At 72.6% G+C, this 20,790-nt stretch carries 18 protein-coding genes; 10 read left to right on the forward strand and 8 right to left on the reverse strand.

The genetic code is table 11. From position 1 onward, the window contains the following. Positions 1-15: 15 nt before the first annotated feature. Complete coding sequence (locus FAF44_RS54895) at positions 16-2,151, forward strand: discoidin domain-containing protein (RefSeq protein WP_308193362.1); 2,136 nt, start codon at positions 16-18, stop codon at positions 2,149-2,151. Here the strand turns inward: FAF44_RS54895 and FAF44_RS22895 are convergent. Then, on the reverse strand, positions 2,138-3,304 hold the full coding sequence (locus tag FAF44_RS22895; protein ID WP_237105276.1) for an alpha-hydroxy acid oxidase: 1,167 nt from the start codon (positions 3,302-3,304) through the stop codon (positions 2,138-2,140). The genes FAF44_RS54895 and FAF44_RS22895 overlap by 14 nt on opposite strands. 180 nt (positions 3,305-3,484) lie before the next feature. On the opposite strand from FAF44_RS22895, the gene FAF44_RS22900 reads away from it, so the two are divergent. Then, positions 3,485-4,312 (forward strand): metal-dependent phosphohydrolase, encoded by an 828-nt coding sequence (locus FAF44_RS22900; RefSeq protein WP_237105307.1) that lies wholly within the window; start codon positions 3,485-3,487, stop codon positions 4,310-4,312. Here FAF44_RS22900 and FAF44_RS22905 read toward each other — a convergent pair. From FAF44_RS22905 to FAF44_RS22915, 3 genes are all read right to left on the reverse strand, one after another. Then, positions 4,244-4,516, reverse strand: coding sequence for a DUF4031 domain-containing protein (locus tag FAF44_RS22905; RefSeq protein WP_237105277.1), 273 nt, complete (start codon positions 4,514-4,516; stop codon positions 4,244-4,246). The genes FAF44_RS22900 and FAF44_RS22905 overlap by 69 nt on opposite strands. An 83-nt stretch (positions 4,517-4,599) precedes the next feature. Further along, the gene (locus FAF44_RS22910; protein ID WP_237105278.1) at positions 4,600-5,337 is read right to left on the reverse strand and encodes an HAD family phosphatase; all 738 of its coding nucleotides are present in this window, start codon (positions 5,335-5,337) and stop codon (positions 4,600-4,602) included. Between the two features lie 18 nt (positions 5,338-5,355). Next, on the reverse strand, positions 5,356-6,540 hold the full coding sequence (locus FAF44_RS22915; protein ID WP_237105279.1) for a cytochrome P450: 1,185 nt from the start codon (positions 6,538-6,540) through the stop codon (positions 5,356-5,358). A gap of 706 nt (positions 6,541-7,246) precedes the next feature. Between FAF44_RS22915 and FAF44_RS22920 the strand changes: the two genes are divergently transcribed. From FAF44_RS22920 to FAF44_RS22930, 3 genes are all read left to right on the forward strand, one after another. Then, on the forward strand, positions 7,247-8,482 hold the full coding sequence (locus tag FAF44_RS22920) for a hypothetical protein (RefSeq protein ID WP_237105280.1): 1,236 nt from the start codon (positions 7,247-7,249) through the stop codon (positions 8,480-8,482). 2 nt (positions 8,483-8,484) lie between these two features. After that, complete coding sequence (locus FAF44_RS22925; RefSeq protein ID WP_237105281.1) at positions 8,485-9,273, forward strand: DUF2786 domain-containing protein; 789 nt, start codon at positions 8,485-8,487, stop codon at positions 9,271-9,273. Between the two features lie 196 nt (positions 9,274-9,469). Further along, entirely contained in the window at positions 9,470-10,234 is a 765-nt protein-coding gene (locus FAF44_RS22930; protein WP_237105282.1) for an SDR family NAD(P)-dependent oxidoreductase, read from the forward strand. Between the two features lie 7 nt (positions 10,235-10,241). On the opposite strand, the gene pgm is transcribed toward FAF44_RS22930, so the two are convergent. Further along, positions 10,242-11,876 carry a phosphoglucomutase (alpha-D-glucose-1,6-bisphosphate-dependent) gene (pgm, locus tag FAF44_RS22935; protein ID WP_237105283.1) on the reverse strand — a complete coding sequence of 545 codons (1,635 nt, stop codon included), beginning with the start codon at positions 11,874-11,876 and terminating at the stop codon, positions 10,242-10,244. Between the two features lie 98 nt (positions 11,877-11,974). Here pgm and FAF44_RS22940 point away from each other — a divergent pair, with 98 nt between their 5' ends. From FAF44_RS22940 to thrS, 3 genes are read left to right on the forward strand one after another with little or no spacing between them, the layout of a single operon-like run. Further along, positions 11,975-12,874, forward strand: a complete 900-nt coding sequence (locus tag FAF44_RS22940) for a TIGR03564 family F420-dependent LLM class oxidoreductase (protein WP_237105284.1) — start codon at positions 11,975-11,977, stop codon at positions 12,872-12,874. A 30-nt stretch (positions 12,875-12,904) separates the two neighbouring features. Further along, positions 12,905-13,510 (forward strand): glycoside hydrolase family 25 protein, encoded by a 606-nt coding sequence (locus FAF44_RS22945; RefSeq protein ID WP_237105285.1) that lies wholly within the window; start codon positions 12,905-12,907, stop codon positions 13,508-13,510. Between the two features lie 38 nt (positions 13,511-13,548). Continuing rightward, positions 13,549-15,540: a threonine--tRNA ligase gene (gene thrS / locus FAF44_RS22950; protein ID WP_237105308.1), complete on the forward strand. Its 1,992-nt coding sequence runs from the start codon at positions 13,549-13,551 to the stop codon at positions 15,538-15,540. A 70-nt stretch (positions 15,541-15,610) separates the two neighbouring features. Here thrS and FAF44_RS22955 read toward each other — a convergent pair whose 3' ends face one another. Further along, complete coding sequence (locus tag FAF44_RS22955; protein WP_237105286.1) at positions 15,611-16,333, reverse strand: PIG-L deacetylase family protein; 723 nt, start codon at positions 16,331-16,333, stop codon at positions 15,611-15,613. 70 nt (positions 16,334-16,403) lie between these two features. Here FAF44_RS22955 and FAF44_RS22960 point away from each other — a divergent pair, with 70 nt between their 5' ends. Beyond that, a complete protein-coding gene (locus tag FAF44_RS22960) occupies positions 16,404-16,934 on the forward strand; it encodes an HIT domain-containing protein (RefSeq protein ID WP_237105287.1) in 531 nt (176 codons plus the stop codon). On the opposite strand, the gene FAF44_RS22965 is transcribed toward FAF44_RS22960, so the two are convergent. Next, a complete protein-coding gene (locus FAF44_RS22965; RefSeq protein WP_237105288.1) occupies positions 16,890-18,980 on the reverse strand; it encodes a hypothetical protein in 2,091 nt (696 codons plus the stop codon). The genes FAF44_RS22960 and FAF44_RS22965 overlap by 45 nt on opposite strands. Before the next feature lie 173 nt (positions 18,981-19,153). Next, a complete protein-coding gene (locus FAF44_RS22970; RefSeq protein ID WP_237105289.1) occupies positions 19,154-20,056 on the reverse strand; it encodes a branched-chain amino acid transaminase in 903 nt (300 codons plus the stop codon). Positions 20,057-20,146: 90 nt separating this feature from the next. Between FAF44_RS22970 and FAF44_RS22975 the strand changes: the two genes are divergently transcribed. Then, positions 20,147-20,790 (forward strand): aminotransferase class I/II-fold pyridoxal phosphate-dependent enzyme (locus tag FAF44_RS22975; RefSeq protein WP_237105290.1); only part of this gene is annotated, 644 nt, incomplete at its 3' end.

The following is a 20,790-nucleotide window of genomic DNA, read 5'->3' on the forward strand; positions in this document are numbered from 1 at the left end:
GTGAGGAGTCAGACAGTGCACCCCCGCCGAAGTCCCGCTCTGATCGTCGCGGCCCTCGCCGCCCTGCTCCTGTCCTGCCTGGTCAGCGCGCCCGCCCAGGCCGCCGCGTGCGGCACGGGCAACGTCGCGCTCAACCGGCCCGCCACGGCCTCCTCGTCCGAGAACGCCGGCACCTCCGCCTCGGCCGCCGTGGACGGCGACGCCGGCACCCGCTGGTCCAGCGCGTTCAGCGACCCGCAATGGCTCCAGGTGGACCTGGGCTCGGCCCAGTCGATCTGCCAGGTGGTGCTCCAGTGGGAGACCGCCTACGCCACCGCCTTCCGCCTCCAGGTCTCCGACAACGCCTCCACCTGGACCGACATCCACTCCACCAGCACAGGAACCGGTGGCACCCAGACCCTCGACGTCACCGGCACCGGCCGCTACCTGCGCCTGTACGGCACCGCCAGGGCCACGGGCTGGGGCTACTCGCTGTGGGAGCTGAGCGTGCGCACGACCACCACCACCCCGCCCGGCGGCGGCGACCTCGGCCCCAACGTGCACGTCTTCGACCCGTCCATGTCGTCGTCGAGCATCCAGTCCACGCTGAACTCGGTCTTCTCCCAGATGGAGTCCAACCAGTTCGGCACCCAGCGGCACGCCCTGCTGTTCAAGCCCGGCAGCTACAACGTCAACGCCGACATCGGCTTCTACACCTCGATCATGGGCCTCGGCCGCAACCCCGACGACGTCACGATCAACGGCCAGGTCAAGGTGGACGCCGGCTGGTTCGGCGGCAACGCCACGCAGAACTTCTGGCGCTCGGCCGAGAACCTGTCCATCACCCCGCCCGGCGGCACCAACCAGTGGGCGGTCTCGCAGGCGGCGCCGTTCCGCCGGATGCACGTCAGGGGCAACCTCAACCTCGCGCCCACCGGGTACGGCTGGGCCAGCGGCGGCTACATCGCCGACAGCAGGATCGACGGCACCGTGCAGCCGTACTCGCAGCAGCAGTGGTTCACCCGCGACAGCAGCATCGGCGGCTGGCTCAACGGCGTGTGGAACATGGTCTTCTCCGGCGTCGAGGGCGCGCCCGCCCAGTCTTTCCCCGAGCCGCCGTACACGACGATCGCCAACAGCCCGGTGACCAGGGAGAAGCCCTTCCTGTACGTGGACTCCGCCGGGGCCTACCAGGTGTTCGTGCCCGCGCTGCGGCAGAACACGCGCGGCGCGAGCTGGCCCGGCACCGGCACCTCCGTCCCGCTCACCCAGTTCTACGTGGCCAAGCCCTCCGACACCGCCGCCACCATCAACGCCGCCCTCGCCTCCGGCCTGAACCTGCTCTTCACGCCCGGCATCTACCACGTCGGCCAGACCATCAACGTGACCAGGGCGAACACCGTCGTGCTCGGCCTCGGCTACGCCACGATCATCCCCGACAACGGCGTCGTGCCGATGCGCGTCGCCGACGTGGACGGCATCCGGGTCGCCGGGCTGCTCTTCGACGCCGGCAGCGTGAACTCGCCCATCCTCATGGAGGTCGGCCCGTCCGGCTCCGGCGCCTCGCACGCCGCCAACCCCATCTCGATCCAGGACGTGTTCTTCCGCATCGGCGGCGCCCACGCCGGCAAGGCCACCACCAGCCTCGTCGTCAACAGCGACCACACGATCATCGACCACATCTGGGCCTGGCGCGGCGACCACGGCGCCGGCATCGGCTGGACCGTCAACACCGCCGACACCGGCCTGATCGTCAACGGCGACGACGTCACCGCGTACGGGTTGTTCGTCGAGCACTACCAGAAGTACCAGGTCATCTGGAACGGGCAACGCGGCAAGACGATCTTCTTCCAGAACGAGATGCCGTACGACCCGCCCAACCAGGCCGCCTGGATGAACGGCTCCACCCGCGGCTACGCCGCCTACAAGGTGGCCGACTCCGTCACCTCGCACGAGGCGTGGGGGCTGGGCGCGTACTGCTACTTCAACGTCGATCCGAGCATCGTGGCCGAGCGCGGCTTCGAGACGCCCGTCAACCCGAACGTGCGCTTCCACGACCTGCTCACCGTCTCGCTCGGCGGCAACGGCACGATCAACCACGTCGTCAACAACACGGGAGCCCCGGCCCAGGGCACGGCCACCGTCCCGGTGAAGGTCGTCAGCTTCCCCTGAGCCGGACGGCGCCGGGGCCGAGTTCCTCGACGCCGCCGACCCCCAGCAGCCGCAGGGTCCGTACGAGCTCGGCGTGCAGCAGGTCCAGCACCCGCGTCACGCCGGGCTCGCCCCCGGCCATCAACCCGTACAGGTAGGCGCGGCCGACGAAGCACGCCCGCGCGCCCAGCCCGACCGCGGCGGCGACGTCGGCCCCGCCGCGCACACCCCCGTCGAGGAACACCTCGGTACGCTTGCCGACGGCCTCCACCACCCGGGGCAGCAGCTCCAAGGGGGTGGGGGCGCGGTCGAGCTGGCGCCCGCCGTGGTTGGAGACCACCAGCCCGTCGACGCCCACGGCGGCCAGCTCCCTGGCGTCGTCGACCCGCTGCACGCCCTTGACCAGCAGCTTCCCCGGCCACGCCGACCTGATCCACTCCAGGTCGGTGATCGTCACCGAGGGGTCGAACAGCAGGTTCGTCAGCCCCGCCAGATCGTCGGGCGCGCCCTCCGCGGTGGCGAACCTGAGCGGCTCGCCGGTCAGGAAGTCGAACCACCACGCCGGATGCCGGGCCGCCTCCAGCACCCCGCGCCAGCGCAGCGAGGGCGGGACCGTCAGCCCGTGCCGGACGTCGCGCAGCCGCGCCCCGGCGACCGGCACGTCCACGGTCACCACCAGCACGTCCATGCCCGCGTCCGAGGCCAGGGAGAGGGTCTCCAGGTTGCGGGCGCGGTCGCGGACCACGTAGAGCTGGAACCAGTTCCACCCGCCGGGCGCGGCGGCGGCCACGTCACCGGCCGTCGTGGTGCCCATCGTGGACAGCGTGTAGGGGATCGCCGCCCGCTCGGCCGCCCGCGCCACCGCGCGCTCGCCCCCGCGGTGCATCATCCGCGTGAAACCGGTCGGCCCGAGCACCACCGGCATCGCGATCCGCCGCCCGAGGATCTCGACCGACGTGCGCGCCTCGGAGACGTCGCGCAGCACGTGCGGGGCGAACTCCACCCGCCCGAACGCCGCCACCGACCTGGCCATCGACCGCTCGTCCTCGGCCGCGCCGTCCACGTAGTCGAACACCATCCGCGGGGCGCGCTTCCTGGCCAGCAGCCGCAGGTCGGCGACGTCGGCCGCCGCCGCGAGCCGGGCCGCCGCCGACCAGCGGGGGCGGCCGGGCATGACCGCCCGCAGCTCCCGCCGGCGGGGCAGGCGCCGCGGCTCCTCGCTCGCGTTCGTCCCGATGGTGAGGACGGTAGCACCGCGCGGGCCGCGTACGGTGGAATCGTGATCGACGATCGGACGGCGGGTGTCTCACCGGCGGGCGAGTGGGCGGCTCCCGGCGACGGCTCGCCCGGCGGCCTGGCGCGCGACTGGGCGGCGCTGGCCGGCGCGTCGCCCGCCGCGCTCGCGCTCGGGGCGGAGCTGATCGCCCGCTGGTCGGAGCCGCACCGCCGCTACCACACCCGTGCCCACCTCGCCGCTGTCCTGACCGCCATCGACCGGCTCACCAGCCCGGCCGGCGAACTGGGCGGCGAACCGAGCGGCGGACCGGCCGAAGAACCGCGCGGCGGACCGGCTGAAGGACCGGGCGGCGGACCGGCTGAAGGACCGGGCGGCGAACCGGGCGGCGGGCCGGCCGGAGAAATGGGCGGCGGGTCGGCCGGAGGTCTGGGCGGGGTGATGGGTGCGGCCGGTGACCCGGTGGTGGTGCGGCTGGCGGCCTGGTTCCACGACGCGATCTACGACGGCCGCGCCGGCTGGGACGAGGAGCGCAGCGCCCACCTCGCCCTCGCGCGCCTGCCCGGCTGCGGGGTGCCGGCCGGCCGGGTGACGGAGGTGGCCAGGCTCGTCCGCCTCACCGCCGCCCACGACACGCTCGGGCCCGGCGACCGGAACGGCGCGGTGTTGTGCGACGCCGACCTCGCCGTCCTGGCGAGCCCCGGCTACGGGGACTACACGCGCGCGATCCGCCAGGAGTACGCGCACGTCCCCGACGCCGACTTCGCCGCGGGCCGCTCGGCGGTCCTGCGCCGCCTGCTCGCCACGCCGTCCCTCTACCGCACGTCCAGGGCCCGCGGCCTGTGGGAGGAGCGCGCCAGGGCCAACATGACGCAGGAGCTAGCGCGGCTGCGAGCGCTTGCGGCGGCGCAGCCCGCCCGCGATGAGCCGCCGCAGCAGCTCTCGTGAGCTGACCGCCTCGGCCCCCAGCGAGATCGCCCGCGCGTGCACGGTCTCCGGCACGTCGTAATGATCCCGGTCGAACGCCCGGCGCGGCGCCCCCAGCCGCGCCGCGAAGTCGTGCAGCTCGTCGAGGGAGCTGTCGCTGACCAGGTGCGACCACATCAGGCCGCGCGGCCCCGGCCAGTCGGGCGGATCGATGAGCACGGTCATCGGCGGCTCGCGAGGGGAAGGCCCCGCCAGGAAAGGCGAGGGGTGGACGTCACACGCGGAATCTAGCACCCGGGCCGGCGTGGTCAGGACGTCAGCGGCGCGACCCTGCCGCGCACCTCCAGCTCGCCCAGATCGCGCACCACGGCATGCGCCCCCTCGCCGCCTTCCTCGCCGTCCACCACGACCACCAGGCCGAACCCGCCCCTGAGCCCCGCCTCGATCCCGGGCAGCGCGGACACCACCACGGCGGCCCCGGCGGCGGGCAGATCGAGCCGGCGCACGGCCTCCAGGAACAGCGCGGGGTCGGGCGTGCCCGGCAGGTTCAGCAGCGCCGCGTCGTTGCCGTCGACCACCAGGTCGAACAGGTGCGTCAGGCCGGCCGAGCCGATCAGCCGGCAGCCGTGCAGACCGGCGGAGACGGCCGCCGTACGGGCTCCCCGGCGGCGCAGCTCGTGCAGCAGGGCGACCGTGGCGGGGAAGGCGGCCACCCCGTACTTGTCCACCTGCTCCATGAAGAGGCGCTCCTTGGCCAGGCCGAGCCCGTGCACGGTGGGCGCGCCGGGCTCGTCGTCGGGTTCGCCCTCCGGCACGGTGATGCCGCGTGCGGCCAGGAAGGTGCGGATGCCGTCGAGCCGCGGGCGCCCGTCCACGTGGCGCAGGTAGTCGTCGCGGATGTCGAACGGCGCCGAGCGGCCGCGCAGGAACGCGTCGAAGACGTGTTTCCAGGCGGCCGCGTGCCCCCGGGCGGTGTCGGTGACCACGCCGTCGGTCTCGAACACGACGGCGCTGATCACGGTCAGGTCGATGACGGGCTCGTCCACACAGCGAACGTAACCGCTCTACCAGGCGACGGGTAGTTCTTTGACCCCGTACACGATGGCGAGTTCCCGGAACGACACCTCGCCGGCGACGTGCAGGCCGGGGAAGCGGCGCAGCAGCGCGGGGAAGGCGATGCGCATCTCCATCTGTGCCAGCGGCGCGCCGATGCAGCGGTGGATGCCGTGGCCGAAGGCCAGGTGGGAGCCCGGGGTCTCCCGGCCGGGCCGTACCTCGTCGATGTTCTCACCGAGGGCGGGGTCGCGGTTGGCGCCGGTCAGCGAGCACAGCACCATCTCGCCCTTCTTGATGCTCACGCCGTGCAGGTCGAGGTCCTCGCGGGCGAAGCGGGGGAAGGCGACCTGGACGACCGTCATGTACCGCAGAAGTTCCTCGACCACGTCCACGACGTAGCCGTCCACCTCGCGCACCTTGGCGGCCTGGTCGGGGTTGCGCAGCAGCCACAGGCTGCCGAGCGCGAGCATGCTGGTGCTGGTGTCGTGCCCGCCGGTCAGCAGGCCGTCGGCCATGCTGGCGAGCGTGCGGTCGTCGAGGTCGTCGCCGTGCTCGCGCAGCAACTGCCCGAGCAGGCCGTCGCCCGGGTTCTGCCGCTCCCGCGCGACCAGGTCCGTCAGGTACGCCATCGCGTCGTTGATGGCCTGCAGCGACGCCTCGGGCCCGGCGCTGAGGTCGAAGCGGTCCTTGCTGAACTTCACGAAGTCGGCGCGCTCCTCGTACGGGACGCCGAGCAGCTCGCACACGACCAGGGACGGGATCGGCAGCGCGAACTCCTCCACGAGGTCCACCGGCAGGTCGCCGGCCGCGCCCTTGGCCTCGATCCGGTCGAGGTGCTCGGCCACCATGGCCTCGATCCGCGGCTCCAGCCTGCGCAGGCGGCGCATGGTGAACTCGGGCGTGAGGTACTTGCGCAGCCGCGTGTGCTCGGGAGGGTCGCGGAAGCCGAGGCCGCCCGGGTCCTCCTGGTTGGAGCCGAGCCCGATCACGCCCGCGAAGTCGTTGCTGAAGCGCTCGTGGTCGCCGAGCACCGCGCGCACGTCCTCCCAGCGGGTGACGAGGTAAACGGTCTGGCCGCCCGGGATCTCCATCGGGAAGACCCGGTGCTCGGCCCGGATGCGCCCGAGCTCGCCCACGGGGTCGAACCCGTCACGCATGAACTGGACGAGTGGGAACTCTTCTGTCTCTGACATCGATATCCGTCCTGCTGGGGATACATCACGCCATGTTGGGATAAATCCCTGCATAGATGGTCCCATTCGGAGAAGTGAATGGTGCCCTCCGAAAGGACGAATTTACATCTCACCCTCGCCGCCCTCGCGCGAGGCCGGGAGTTGCGCATCGCCCGGCCGAAGCCCCTGGTGGGGGCTGGTCGCGGCCGCGGGCGAGAAGGGGCGGCACGAAAGGCGCCGGCGGGGCTCGGACTCGCGCGGCTTTCGCGCCCGGCCCTGGCCGCTTCGCGGTTCCCGCGCCCGGTCCTGACCGCTGCGCAGATCGTCGGGGAGCCGGTGCGGTCCGCCGGGCGGGCGCGGCGCAGGAAAGGGCGCGTCGCCTGCGTGATCGCTTGCTCACCGTCTCCCTCCCCGGGCCTGCACGGCTCCCATTGTGCGCCGGGCCATGGGTCGCGACCAGCCCGGATCGAGGCTGTCACCGCGGCGGCAGGCGCCCGCCGGGCACGCCGCTTTCCGGGGCCCGCTCCGGGTCCGCTCCGGGGTTCGCACCGGCTGTGACGGCGGGAGGGTTGGGTCGTGTCCGATACACGCTCCGTCAAGTCCTCTGAACTGCAGTGAAAGGTGGGCAAAATGGGGCAGCAGACTGCGTTTGGCGTACAAGATGGCGACATTCTGCGATGATCTCGTCGCATAGAGCCGGAGTTTGAGCCCTCACGGATAGTGACTGATGCCGACATTCGAGGAAATCGCAGCCTTCATCACCGAGAAGCCGCTCGCCACCGCCGTCATCGCGCTGCTGAGCCTGCTCGGCCTCGCGCTCCTGGCCGTGGTGCTGAGGATCACCTGGCGCGCCGTGTCCTGGCTGTTCTCCAGGTACGTCGCCCTGCGTCCCATCGAGGACGTGCTGACCATCGTGGCAGCCTCCATCGCCACCGGCGTCTCCGCCCAGGGCATGTGGCGCTTCTCCGGGGACGTACTGGGCCTCGACGGGCCGCTGCGGTTACTGCTGTTCGCGTTCATCGAGGTCGCGATCATCACGAGCGCCGTGCGGGCCCGCCGCAACATGCGCGAGAACTTCTCCGCGGGCATCGACGGCATCGCCGTGTGGGCGCTCACCTGCCTGACCGCCGTCCTGTCCAGCATGGACGCCCGCAGCCTGCCCGAAGCCCTCTTCCGGCTCGCCGCCCCGCTGGTGGCGGCCTGGCTGTGGGAGCGCGGCATGGCCATCGAACGTCACCGCATCCGCGGCACCGGCCGCATCAACTGGCGGCTCACCCCCGAACGCCTGCTCGTCCGGCTGGGGCTGGCCGAGGTCAGTGACCGCACCGCCAGCGAGGTCGACGCCCACCGCAGGCTGACCAGGGTCGCGCTGGCCGCCAAGAAGGCCAAGGCGCTGCGTGAGGCCGGCGCCCCCGACCGCAAGATGCGCGCCGCGCTGGCCAGGCTCGACAAGGCCATGGACCAAGCCGTCGAGCACACCGGCCTGGCCGTGGACCCGGCCCGCCAGGAGGCGCTGCTCGCCCAGATCGCCGCCCTGTACAACACCACCGCGCTCATCGACGCCGACCCCCGCGTGCCCTGGGAGCCCGAGGCCGACCACCACCCCGTCCCCGCCCGGCCCGCGCTGCCCGCCGTCCTGGCCGAACTGGTCGACGACGACGACATCGAGGTGCTCGACACCACGCCGCAGGTGCTCAGCACGGCGGAGCGGGCGGCGCGCATGCGGGCCGCCCGCGAGTTCTGGGACCTCCAGATCTCCAAGGGGATCGTGCCGCGCACCGTGGACATCGCGCAGGAGATCGGGATCTCGCTGGCCGCGGCCCGCGAGTACCGCGCGCTGTGGAAGCTGGAGCCGCAGGCGCACGCGCTCATCGAGGCGCTGTACCAGCAGCACGGCATCGTGGACACCGGCGCGTTCCCGGCGATCGACGACGACGGGCGGGTGCTCACCGGCAAGCCGTAGGCTTGGTCCCGGTCACCGGCCCGTGCTCCTCCCACCCCGCCGCGTCCCGTCCGGCCGCGGCGGCGGCGCGGGCGCGGGCACGGGAACGAACCGAGGGGGAGCAGGTGCGGGAGCGGACGCTCGAACGCGTCAGGAAGCTGCTGGCCAAGGCCGAGCGCACCGACAACGAGCACGAGCGCGCCACGTTCATGGCCGCCGCGTCGGCGCTGATGGCCAGGCACGGCATCGACTCACTGCCGCCCGCCGGCGTCCGTCAGGTCCCCGGCGACCGCGTCGTCACCCTGCCCGCCCCCTGGGCCAGGGAGAAGGCCCGGCTGGTCAGCCTGGTGGCGCAGGCCGTACGGTGCCGGCCGCTGCTGATCGGCGGGGGCGACGGCGGGCAGCGGGTGCACGTGTTCGGGTTCGCGGCCGATCTGGACCGGGCCGACCTGCTGGCCACCTCGCTGCTGCTGCAGATGGCCTCGGGCCTGGCCAGGGTGCGGCCGCCGCGCGACGTCACGGCCGTGCGGGCCTACCGCAGGTCCTGGCTGCTGGGGTTCACCGACGAGGTGTACCGGCTGCTGCGCGCGGCCGAGTCCCGCGCGGCCGGGTCGGCGGGCACCGGCTCCGAACTCGTCCTGGCCGACCGCAGGGCCGAGGTGGAACGGGCGGTGGCCGCCTGCTACCCCGACATCCGCATGAGCGTGCCCACCACCAGCGGCACCGGCTACCGCGACGGCATGGCCGCCGGCCGCCGGGCCGACCTCGGACGTACGGGGATGGCCACGGCGACCGGCCGCGAACTCACCTGACGGCCCCGGGATCCGTTTGACGGCGGGCCGCTCGGGCAGGGGCGCGCACGGAACGCGGTTCTCCCCAGCGCGACAGGTCACCGTCAACGCATCCGCACGTGCCCGAGCCGACCCCACGGCCCGGGTGCGCACGTCTCGCGCGTGAGCGAGGACGCCGGCGTCCCCGCCCTTCGACCCCGGCGCGCGAGGAGTGCACATGGACATGAACGGCACGGTCGCCGTGATCACCGGCGGCGGCACCGGCATCGGCGCCGCCGTCGCCGAGAGCCTGGCGAGGAAGGGCGCGGCGGCCGTCGTCGTCAACTACTCGCGCTCGGCCGACGAGGCGCGCGACACGGTCGCCCGGCTGGAGAGCCTGGGCTGCGCGGCGAAGGCCGTGGCCGCCGACGTGTCGGACGACGCCGCCGTGCGCCGGCTGGCCGCCCGCGTACACGCCGAGCACGGCCGGGTGGACGCCCTGGTGTGCAACGCGGGCACGACGCGATGGGTGCCGTTCCCCGACTTGGAGGGGCTCACCGACGAGGTGTGGCGGCAGGTCATGGGCGTCAACCTGATGGGCGCCTTCCACTGCGCCCGCGCCTTCGCCCCGGCCCTGCGCGAGACGCGCGGCGCGATCGTGAACGTGGCCTCCGTCGCCGGCCTGCTGGCCACGGGCTCCTCCATCGCGTACGGCGTCAGCAAGGCCGCCCTGCTCCAGCTCACCCGCGACCTGGCCGTGGCGCTCGGCCCCGAGATCCGGGTGAACGCGGTCGCCCCCGGCATGGTGGCCACCCGCTGGCACATCGGCAGGGTGGGGGAGCAGGTGTTCTCCGAGATGGCCGCCAAGGAGGAGCTGAAGGCGCCGCTGCGCCGCACCGCCCGGCCCGATCACATCGCCCAGCTCGTCACGGCGCTGCTGGAGTCGGACCTGGTGACGGGCGAGGTGCTGGTGGGGGACGGCGGGCGGCACCTGCAGTACTGAGCCGCGCTCAGCCCGCCAGCGCGTCGGACACGAGCGAGCGCGCTTCCTCCTGCACCTTGGCCAGGTGGTCGGGGCCCTTGAAGGACTCGGCGTAGATCTTGTACACGTCCTCGGTGCCGGACGGCCGGGCCGCGAACCAGGCGCTGTCCGTCGAGACCTTCACCCCGCCCAGCTCGGCGCCGTTGCCGGGGGCCGTCGTGCGCACCGACGTGATCGGCTCGCCCGCCAGCGAGCCGGCCGTCACCTGCTCGGCCGACAGCCTGCCGAGCACGGCCTTCTCCTCGCGCGTCGCGGGCGCGTCCACCCGCGCGTAGGCGGGCTCGCCGAACCGCTCGACCAGCTCGCGGTAGCGCTCGCTCGGCGAGGAGCCGGTGACGGCCAGGATCTCCGAGGCGAGCAGGGCCAGGATGAGGCCGTCCTTGTCGGTGGTCCAGACCGAGCCGTCGCGGCGCAGGAAGGACGCCCCCGCGCTCTCCTCGCCGCCGAACCCGAGCGAGCCGTCCAGCAGCCCCGGCACGAACCACTTGAAGCCCACCGGCACCTCGTACAGCCGCCGCCCCAGCGACTCGGCCACGCGGTCGATGATGCCGCTGCTCACCATGGTCTTGCCCACCCCGGCCGTGGCCGGCCAGCCGTCGCGGTGGGTGTACAGGTAGTCGATCGCGACCGCCAGGTAGTGGTTGGGGTTCAGCAGCCCGCCGTCGGGGGTGACGACGCCGTGCCGGTCGGCGTCGGCGTCGTTGCCGGTGGCGATGTCGTACGAGCCGCGGCCGGCGATCAGCGAGGCCATCGCGTACGGCGACGAGCAGTCCATCCGGATCTTGCCGTCCCAGTCGAGCGTCATGAACCGCCACGTCGGGTCCACCAGCGGGTTGACCACGGTCAGCTCCAGCCGGTGCCGTTCGGCGATCTCCCCCCAGTACGCCACGCTCGCCCCGCCCAGCGGGTCGGCCCCGATCCGCACCCCGGCCGCCCTGATCGCGTCGAGGTCCACCACCGAGGGCAGGTCGTCCACGTACGAGCCGAGGAAGTCGTAACGCACCGCCCGGCCCAGCGCCGTCGTGTACGGCACCCGGCGCACGCTCGCGAGCCCCTCGTGGAGCAGCCGGTTGGCGCGGTCCTGGATCCACCCGGTGGCGTCGGTGTCGGCGGGACCGCCGTGCGGCGGGTTGTACTTGAACCCGCCGTCGCCCGGCGGGTTGTGCGACGGCGTGACGACGACGCCGTCGGCCAGGTGGCTCGTGCGGCCCCGGTTGTGCCGCAGGACGGCGTGGGAGACGGCGGGCGTGGGGGTGTAGCCGTCGTGCAGGTCGATCAGGACCTCGACGTCGTTGGCCGCGAGCACCTCCAGCGCCGACACCCGCGCGGGCTCCGACAGCGCGTGCGTGTCGACGCCCAGGAACAACGGCCCGTCGGTGCCCTGCATCCGGCGGTACTCGGCGATGGCCTGGCTCGTGGCCAGGATGTGCTCCTCGTTGAACGCCGAGCGCAGCGACGAGCCCCGGTGCCCCGACGTGCCGAACGCCACCCGCTGGGCCGCCTGATCGGCGTCGGGGCGCAGCGCGTAGTAGGACGTCACCAGCCTGGCGACGTCGACCAGGTCGGAAGGCAGGGCGGGCTGTCCCGCGCGTTCGTGCGTCATGCACGTCACTTTACAAATCGGCCCCGGCCGGGCGGATGATCGCCCGGCGGCGTGGGGAGATAGATTCGCGTCAGACACCAGAACGGAGTTCTATTCCTATGCGCTACGGCTACTACCTCGCGGAGCCCGGCGGCCCGGACCCGATCGGCTCCCTGCGCGACCAGATCGCCCAGGCCGTGGAGGATGGCTTCACCTCTGCCTGGATCTCCAACATCTTCAGCCTCGACGCCATCACCGCGCTGACCGCGGCCGGCGTGCAGGCGCCGCCGATCGAACTCGGCACCGCCGTCGTGCCCACCTACCCGCGCCACCCGGGCGTGCTCGCCCAGCAGGCCATGACCGCCAACGCCGCGCTCGGCGGGCGGTTCACGCTGGGCGTCGGCCTGTCGCACCAGTTCGTCATCGAGAACATGTTCGGCTACAGCTTCGAGCGGCCCGGCCGGCACATGAAGGAGTACCTCGACATCCTGCTCCCGGCCTCGCGCGGCGAGCAGGTCAGGTACGAGGGCGAGACGCTCAAGGCCGACCTGCGCCTGACCGGGCCGGGCGCGGGCTTCCCCGTGCTGGTGGCCGCGCTCGGGCCGCGCATGCTCAAGCTGGCCGGCACCGTGGCCGACGGCACCGTGCTGTGGATGACGGGGCCGAAGACGGTCGCCGAGCACATCGCGCCCGTCATCAACGCCGCCGCGGCCGAGGCGGGCCGCGAGCCGCCCAGGATCGTCTGCGCGCTGCCCATCAGCGTCACCGACGACAGCGCCGCCACCTTCGAGCGCGCCAACCAGATCTTCGCGATGTACGGCCAGCTCCCCTCCTACCGTGCGATGCTCGACCGGGAGGGCGCGGCTACGCCGGCCGACGTGGCGATCATCGGCGACGAGGACACCGTGCTGGCCAGGATCGAGGCGCTGAAGCAGGCGGGGGTGACCGACTTCGTCGGCTCGGTGTTCGCCAACCGGGAGCGCACCCGGGCGCTGCTGATCGGCGCGGCGAAGGGTTGAGCGGCGTACGCCTCCCTAGAATGCGGCAAGGTGAAGCGCGTGCTACTGGGCATCGATGTGTCGAACTGGCAGGGCACCGTCGCCTGGGCCGACCACGCCGAGGCGGGGGTCTCCTTCGCCTTCGCCAAGGCCACGGAGGGCGGCGACTACACCGACAAGTGGTTCGGCCGTAACTGGAACGGCATGCGCGAGAGCTGGCTCGTCTGCGGCGCCTACCACTTCGCCAGACCCAAGGGCGACCCCATCGAGCAGGCCCGGCACTTCCTGGGCGTGATCAGGTCGGCGGGCGGGCTGCGCCGCGGCGACCTGATCGCGCTCGACCTGGAGACCAACGACGGCCTGCGCCCCGAGCAGGTCGCCAGGTACGCCCGCCGGTTCTGCCACCACGTCGAGCGGCACGCCGGCGTGCGGCCGTTCATCTACACCTTCCAGGCGTTCGCGCGCGGCGGGCACTGCGCGGGGCTGGCGGAGTACCCGCTCTGGCTCGCCAGCCCGCACAGCCCGCGCGGCGCCCCGCCGGTGCCCGGCCCCTGGCGTGACTGGACCATCCACCAGTACGCCAACAGCCCGATCGACCGCAACGTCTTCCACGGCAGCCGACACGAGCTGACAAAGCTGGGGTTTCACCCGCGATAGCATCGGTGCCTACCGTCGAACCAGCCTCGGTGCCGGGCATCGAGCGCGATCTTCAAGGAGTCACCGTGTCAGCCGAGCTACGCATCACCCTCGCCGGAGCCGAGCGTGTGGTCGCGGCCGGCACGACGGCCGGTGCGGCGCTCGAGGCCGACGGCCGCACCGTCGTGGCCGCCCGGGTCAACGGCGAGCCCCGCGACCTGGCCCACCCGCTGGCCGACGGCGACGCGGTCGAGCCGATCGAGGTCTCCAGCGAGACGGGCCGCTCGATCGTGCGCCACTCCACCGCGCACGTCATGGCGCAGGCCGTGCAGGAGCTGTTCCCCGAGGCCAAGCTGGGCATCGGGCCGCCCGTCGACAACGGCTTCTACTACGACTTCGACGTCCCGCAGGCCTTCCACCCCGACGACCTCAAGCGCATCGAGAAGCGCATGCGCGAGATCGTCAAGCAGGGGCAGCTCTTCTCCCGCCGGCCCGTCGGCGACGACGAGGCGCGCGCGGAGCTGGCGGCGGAGCCGTACAAGCTGGAGCTGATCGGGCTCAAGGGCGGCGCCGCCGACGAGGAGTCGGTCGAGGTGGGGGCCGGGCAGCTCACCATCTACGACAACCTCGACCCCAAGAGCGGCGAGCTGTGCTGGAAGGACCTGTGCCGGGGGCCGCACGTGCCCAGCACCCGGTCCATCCCGGCGTTCAAGCTCATGCGCTCCGGCGGCGCGTACTGGCGTGGCAGCGAGAAGAACCCGCAGCTCCAGCGCATCTACGGCACCGCCTGGGAGTCCCGCGACAAGCAGGACGAATACCTCAAGCTGCTCGAAGAGGCCGAGAAGCGCGACCACCGCAAGCTGGGCGTGGAGCTCGACCTGTTCAGCTTCCCGCCGGAACTGGGCAGCGGTCTGCCGATCTTCCATCCCAAGGGCGGGATCATCCGCAAGGAGATGGAAGACTACATGCGGGCCCGGCAGGCCGAGGCCGGCTACGAGTTCGTCAACACCCCGCACATCACCAAGAGCTCGCTCTTCGAGACCTCCGGCCACCTGCCCTGGTACGCCGACGACATGTTCCCGGCCTTCGAGCTGGAGGGCGTCGAGTACCGCGTCAAGCCGATGAACTGCCCGATGCACAACCTGATCTTCAGGGCGCGCGGGCGCTCCTACCGCGAGCTGCCGCTGCGGCTGTGCGAGTTCGGCTCGGTCTACCGCTACGAGAAGTCCGGCGTGGTGCACGGGCTCACCCGCGTGCGCGGCATGACGCAGGACGACGCGCACATCTACACCACCCGCGAGCAGATGGCCGACGAGATCAAGTCGCTGCTGCGGTTCGTGCTCAGCGTGCTGCGCGACTTCGGCCTGTCCGACTTCTACCTCGAGCTGTCCACCCGCGACGAGTCGGAGAAGTTCATCGGCGACCCCGCCGAGTGGGAGGAGGCGACCGAGGCGCTGCGCCAGGTGGCCACCGAGTCCGGCCTGACGCTCAAGGACGACCCGGGCGGCGCGGCCTTCTACGGGCCCAAGATCTCGGTGCAGGCCAAGGACGCCATCGGGCGCACCTGGCAACTGTCCACCATCCAGCTCGACCTCAACCAGCCCAAGCGTTTCGGCCTGGAGTACCAGGCGGCCGACGGCTCGCGGCAGACCCCGGTGATGATCCACCGGGCGCTGTTCGGCTCCGTCGAGCGGTTCCTGGGCGTGCTCACCGAGCACTACGCGGGCGCCTTCCCGCCCTGGCTGGCTCCGGTGCAGGTGGTGGGCATCCCGATCGCCGAGGCCCACGTGTCCTACCTGCACGACGTCGCCAAGCGGCTGCGGGCCGCCGGGGTCCGGGTCGAGGTCGACACGGCCGACGACCGGATGCAGAAGAAGATCCGCAACGCGCAGAAGGCCAAGGTGCCGTTCATGCTGCTGGCCGGCGACGACGACATCGCCAACGGCGCGGTGTCCTTCCGTTACCGCAGCGGCGAGCAGAAGAACGGCGTCCCGGTGGAGGAGGCCATCGCCGAGATCGTCGGCGCCGTGGAGCGTCGCGTCCAGGTCTGAGCATCGGACTGCGCAGGTCGTGCCGTCCGGCGCGGCCCGCGAAACCCCTCGACGGCGCGGCTGCCCGTCGTCAGCGTGGATACAGGCGGAACGTCACCGCCGGGCGGCCGGCGAAGCGCCCGGCCTGCTCCCTCGTGTAGCCCTCGATCAGGTCGCGGGCGTAGGTCTCGGGGTCGGTGTCGGTGAGGGCCTCGATGTAGGCGCGGTGCTCCAGGAGCGAGCGCACGCCCCGCTCCAGGCCGGTGGTGACGTCCACGGCGTGGGTGGGGGCGTCGGTGCCCATGACGGCGATCCAGCGCACGCCGTTCCACGGCTCCGCCGCAATTTCGGGAAATATCCATCTATTTCCCGCGTCACCGACGGCATCCATCACCGCCCTGCCCACCGCGCGGTGGTCGGGCGTGTTCCAGTACGTGCCTCCCCAGGTCTCGTCGAAGTTCAGCGTGATCACCAGCTCGGGACGGTGCCTGCGGACGGCGGCGGCCAGGTCGCGCCGCAGCGCGACGCCGTACTCGATCACCCCGTCGGCGTGGTCGAGGAACTCCACCTGCGTCACCCCGGCGACCGCCGCGCTGGCCCGCTCCTCGCGCTCGCGCAGCGGGCCGGCCTTCGCGGGTTCCAGCGTGTCGATGCCCGCCTCGCCCCTGGTGACCATCAGGTACGTCACGTCGCGTCCGCCGTCGGTCCACACGGCGACGGCGGAGGCGCAGCCGTACTCGAGGTCGTCGGGGTGGGCCACGATGGCCAGGGCGCGCCGCCAGTCGTCCGGCATGGGCTGGAGCTGATCCGTCATGCCTCTCATCCTGACAGGTCGCCTGCGGCGGGAGGGCGCCCCGTTCGTGCGGGGTCCTATGCTGCTAGTTATGCACGATCAGGCAGGGGCAGGGGCCCCCGACAACTTCCAGCGTCTGTGGACCCCGCATCGTATGGCCTACATCAAGGGCGAGAACAAGCCGACCGGCACGGGCCCTGACGACGGCTGCCCGTTCGACGCCATCCCGAAGATGAGCGACGAGGACGGCCTGATCGTGAAGCGGGGCGAGGTGGTCTACGCCGTGCTCAACCTCTACCCGTACAACTCGGGCCATCTGATGGTGGTGCCCTACCGGCACGTCTCCGACTACGACGAACTCGACGCGGCCGAGGTGGCCGAACTGGGGGAGTTCACCCAGAAGTCGCTGCGGGCGCTGCGCAAGGCCAGCGGCGCGCAGGGCTTCAACGTCGGCATGAACCTCGGCCACGTCGCCGGCGCCGGCATCGCCGCCCACCTGCACCAGCACGTGGTGCCCCGGTGGGGCGGCGACACCAACTTCATGCCGGTCGTCGCCCAGACCAAGGTGTTGCCGCAGCTACTTCGGGACACCCGCCAGTTGCTCGCCGACGCCTGGGACTGACCCGCCCTCCGCGCGCAGCGCGCTGATGCCGGTCGCCAGCAGCAGCGGCACGGCCAGCGCCAGGGCCATCGACAACACGGCCGCGCCCGAGTCGTTGACCAGCATCCCGACCACGCCGCTGACGAGCGTGCCGATCAGCCCGGCGCGCAGCGCGGGGGAGTGCGCGAACGCCGCCGGCACGACCCCGGCCGACGCCTGCTCGGGACGCATGATCGCGTACACGAGGAAGGCCACGGCGGCGATCACGATGGGCATCAGATTGGGGCTGAGCAGGGTGGACAGCATGGCCTGCAGCTTGCGCCAGATGACCTCGACCGCCTCGCCGGTCAGCACCTGCCCCACGAACCGGCCCAGGTGCGACTGCTCCTCGGGGGGCCGCAGGTAGTTGATCCAGGCGAAGCCCATCACGATCACACCGCCGGCCACGCAGAACGCGGCCAGCTTCATCAGCGAGATGCGCCGGCCCGACAGGATCAGCGCGGTCACCGCGATGCCCGGCACGAACGCGATCACGCCGCCGAAGTCGCTGCCCATCCCCGACCCGCCGAGCACCATGGCGAACGCCCCCAGCACCACGATCGCGGCCACCCCGACCCGGCCCGGCCACCGATGCGCGATCACCGTGGTGGCCAGCAGCGTGCCGGTGGCCAGCAGTGCGAACGGGATGTTGCCCAGGCCGAAGTAGCGGGCGCCCTGCTCGGCGCTGTAGCCCATGAAGCTGTTGAGCTGGAGCGTGGTGCCGGTCAGCAGGTCGCCGACGAGCGTGAGCGCCGTGACCGCGGCGACCACGGCCAGCGGGCCGAGCGGCCGGCGCCGCCACGGCCCGGCCAGCGCCAGCGCGGTCAGCGCGGCCCACCAGGCGGCCATGCCGCCGAACAGCTCCAGGTGGTCGCGCCAGGGCAGCAGGTTGACCAGGAACGAGGTGACGGGCAGGGCCGCCAGGGCGACGGCGGCGCGGCGTACCCAGGGCAGCACCTTGCGGCGGCGCAGCAGCAGGAAGGCCAGTACGTAGAACAGGACCTGGAGCACCGCCAGGCCGGTGAAGTAGGCGCCCTTGGCCGAGCGCATGGTCTGGGCGGTGGCGTCGGCCTGTTCGAGCCGTTCGATGGTGGCGCCCTGCGCGCCCACCCGCAGCGGCACGCCCACGACGGTGCTCGGCACCGGCACGTCGAGTCTGGCCAGCACGGTGGCGGTCAGGTCGGTGAGGATCGAGATGTCCTCGCGGCGCGTGGACGGCGTGCCGAGCAGCCGCCCCTGCGCGCCGGGCTCACGCAGCGCGGCCACCCGCAGGTGGGGCACGGAGCCGTGGTCGGACAGGCCCGCCAGCAGCACCGTGGTGTCGGCGGGCAGCACCGACAGCAGCGCGCCCGCCTCGGCGTCGGCCAGCCGTAGTGCCTCGCGGCGCTCGGCCGGGCTGAGCTTGTCGGGCACCTTGGGCAGCTTGTCCGGCTCGCCCGCCAGGTAGGGCTGGACGAGGTCGTCGACGTCCATCGCGATCACCGGGCACTTCTGCAGGTCGGCGGCGGCGACCTGGCTCGGCGAGTCGCGGTAGTGGGCCACCGCGCCCTGCCGGTCGGCCAGCCCCAGCGCCGCGCCGGGCCCGATCGCGATCGAGCACTTCCCGGCGGCCTTCAGCGACTCGCCCAGGGTGCCGGCGGTGCGCTGGTCGGCCACGTCGAGGAGGTAGTGGTAGCCGGGGATGACCGCGCCCTCGCCCCGCGGCTCGGGCTTGGGCGGCGCTCCGCAGGCGTAGCCCACGGCCGCCCTGGTGCCGGACGACACGCTCAGCCACCCGTCGTAGGGGCAGGTCACGTTGCCCACCGTGCGGACCGACAGCGAGCCGATCGCGCCGGCCTCGGCCAGCGACCACAGGTGGGGGGTGTCGGACGGGGTCAGGTCGTTCCAGTGCAGACCGGACACCCCGATGAGCGCCACCCGCGCGGCGGCGCCCTCGTCCGCCTGCGCCCTGGCGAGCCCGGCGAACAGACCTTGACCGACAATCACCTGACCGACCAGCACGGCCAGCACGACCAGAGCGCGCCTCACCCCGATGACCTCCCGTGATCGAAGATTTCCGTGGCACGGCTGAGCTAGGTAGTGCTAGGTCGTGTTCCGGCGCCACCAGACGCGACTACCTTCTCATGCGCCGGGCGTGCGGGAGGACGTCTTCGGCCCGCGGGGCGACGATCACGCGGGCCGGTCGCGCCGCCGCCCAGGTCTCAGGCGGCGACCGGGGTCAGCCAGTGGCGGAAGCGCTCGTCGCGGCCGTGCACCACGGCGTCGTACGCGTCGGTCAGCCTGGCGGTCACGGGGCCGGGCCCGTCGCCGAGTTCGCGTCCGTCCACCGAGGACACGGGCACGATGCCGGCCGCGGTGCCGCACAGGAACACCTCGTCGGCGGCGTACAGGTCGGAGCGCATCAGCTCCCGTCTGGCCGCGCGCAGCCCGAGGCCGTCGGCCAGCCGTTCGACGGTGTCCTGGGTGAGCCCCTCCAGGGCGCCCGCGCTGGAGGGGGGTGTGGCCAGCAGCCCGTCACGGACGACGAAGAGGTTCGCGCCGGTGCACTCGCTGACGTATCCGGCGGCGTTGAGCAGCACGGCCTCGTCGTAACCGGCGTCCAGGGCCTCCTGCTTGGCCAGGACGGAGTTGAGGTAGGGGCCGGTGGCCTTGGCGGAGGTGGGCACCACCAGGTGGTCGTTGCGCCGCCACGAACTGGTCATCAGCCGCACGCCCGCGCCGAGCAGCGCGCCCCACTCCCAGGTGGCGACGGACACGGTGGTCGGGCAGCCGCGCGCCGCGATGCCCATCTCGCCGTAGCCCCGGTGCGCGAGGTGGCGGATGTAGCAGGACGGGTGGCCGTTGGCGGCCACGGTGCCCAGCGTGGCCGTCCGCAGCTCGTCCACCGTGTACGGCATCGCCAGCCCGATGATCCTGGCGCTGAGCAGGAGCCGCCGCAGGTGCTCGTCGAGCCGGAACACGGCGGGCCCGTCCGGCGTCTCGAAGGCCCTGGTGCCCTCCAGGACGGCGGTGCCGTAGTGCAGGGCGTGCGACAGCACGTGCACCCGGGCCTCGCCCCACGGCACGAGGTCCCCGTCCATCCAGATGAACTTGGCCTCCCGCACGGGCCACTCCTCTCTCCAGTGGCCCGACTCACTCACGAATTTATGGGCCAATTTCACAGTGAGTGGCACAGTATCGGGATAATGATGGTCATGGGAAGGGAAGACGCCCTCGTCACACTCGTCCGCGACCGGCTCCGGCTGCACCAGGGCCCGCCCAGCCGCCGTCTGGCGGGCGCGCTCGCCGATCTCACCCAGACCGGTCTCATCGGCCCCGGCACCCGCCTGCCGTCCGAACGCGACCTGGCCCAGGCGGTCGGGGTCAGCAGGGGCACGGTGACGGCGGCGTTCAACACGCTGTGCGAGGAGGGCCTGTGCGAGCGGCGGCACGGGAGCGGCACGTACGTGCTCGGCGTCCCCTCGTTCGGCGGGCTCCTTCAGGCGGGGGCGGTGCGCGCGGACCTGTCCACCTCCGTGGTGCCCGACCCCGCCCACCTGGTCCTGCCCCCGCTCGACCCGGCCGACCTGCTGCGCGCGCCCAGCGGCCACGGCTACGACGCGATGGGCGATCCCCGGCTGAGAGCGCTGCTGGCCGCGGGGCCGGGCGTGGACGGCGAGGTGCTCGTCACGGCGGGGGCCCAGCAGGGCATCGACCTGGCCGCCCGGGTGCTGCTGCGGCCCGGTGACCGCGTCCTGGTGGGCGACCCGGCCTACGGGGGCGCGCTGAGCGTGTTCCGGCGGGCGGGGGCGCACGTGGTGGCCGTCGATCTCACCGCGCCGGTCGGGTTGTCCACGCT

Origin of the sequence: Nonomuraea sp. MG754425, assembly GCF_021699195.1 — a bacterium.
Lineage (GTDB): Bacteria > Actinomycetota > Actinomycetes > Streptosporangiales > Streptosporangiaceae > Nonomuraea.